This window comes from Lysinibacillus sp. EB271-A1-10B (assembly GCF_058791335.1).
The window spans coordinates 1-1,363 of the sequence record NZ_JBYTDL010000061.1 but is presented as its reverse complement, the minus strand read 5'-3'; the positions used below and the strand labels follow the sequence as shown (position 1 = coordinate 1,363).

Annotated in this window: 1 protein-coding gene; it reads right to left on the bottom strand. The window is 35.7% G+C overall.

Going from position 1 to position 1,363, the window contains the following annotated elements; genetic code table 11:
• Positions 1 to 1,306 (bottom strand): IS3 family transposase gene (locus tag AC3WSK_RS26480; RefSeq protein WP_492414996.1). Its coding sequence is split into 2 segments (ribosomal slippage), with 1,307 coding nucleotides annotated over them: positions 1 to 853 and positions 853 to 1,306; the frame shifts between segments, so codons are not numbered across the junction. This gene is flagged as partial in the annotation.
• Positions 1,307 to 1,363 lie beyond the last annotated feature (57 nt).

Below are 1,363 nucleotides of genomic sequence, written 5' to 3'. Positions count from 1 at the left end.
AATTTTGCCTTCATCCGTTTCGTATTGTAATAATCAATATATTTTTCTAATTCTTTTTTGAAATGCTCGACACTTTTAAATTCCTTTAGGTAAAGGAATTCTGATTTCAGAATCCCAAAGAAATTCTCCATCACCGAGTTGTCGTAACAGTTTCCTTTACGAGACATACTTTGCACGATACCTCTTGATTGAAGGGCCTGACGATATTTCTTCATTTGATAATGCCACCCTTGATCTGAATGCATCAGTAGCTGATGGTCCACAGGTAGATGTTTTAAGGCCTTCTCTAACATTTCTGAAACAAGAGAGTACGTTGGTCTAAAGCCAATTGTATAGGTAATGATTTCACCATTAAATAAATCTAAAATAGGCGATAAATAAAGTTTTTCACCAAATAATTTAAACGCTGTAATATCCGTTACCCATTTCTCATTAGGTGCCTCCGATGTAAAGTTTCGATCTAAAATATTTGGCGCAATTTTACCGACTGTACCTTTATATGATTTATATTTTTTCATACGTACAATACACTTTAAGCCCAGCTCTTTCATAATACGTTGAACCTTCTTATGATTCACTTTTTGCCCACGGTTTGCTAGTTCATCACGAATACGACGGTAGCCATAACGACCTTCGTGTTCTACAAAAATAGTTTTGATCTCGTTTTTTAGATCGGCATCTGGATCCGGTAAATCTATTTTCTTTGCGATGTCATAGAATGTACTTCTTGGAATGTCCGCTAATGCCACAAGTGCCTTCACTGAATATTTATGCCTTAATTCACAAATGATTTTTACTTTGTCTTTCGTGGTGATTTTTCCTTGTTTTGAACTAAGGCGTTCAACTTTTTTAAATACTCGTTTTCCATTTCTAGCTGTTTAATACGTGCTTGAAGTGCTTCGGTTGAGCCTTCTATCGGTGCTTGCTTAGGTTGTTTGTTTAATTCTTTTTTCATGGATGGACGCCCCTTTTTCTTTGACTGAAGGCCATCAAATCCTTGTGTTTCGAATTGTTTTTTCCAAACTCTTATCGTCGAATGCGTCGCTATATTAAAGATAGCCGCTGTTTCGTGTAAGGACGTACCATGTTCAGTCATATAATTAAGTACGTCTAGTTTAAACTGTGCGGTGTAATTTGTATATTGTTTTACAAAGGCTTCTGAGCCATTATATTCGTGTAGTTTCACCCAGGTTAATATAGTTCGATGGGCAACGCCTATATCTTCTCCGATTGTTCTTAAACTTTCATTCCCAAATAAATATCTTTGAACAGCTTCTAATTTCACTTTTTCTTTAAATTTAACCATACAAAAACTGCACCTCCAATTGTTAGATTGAGTGTCTAATAATTGGGGAGCAGTTCA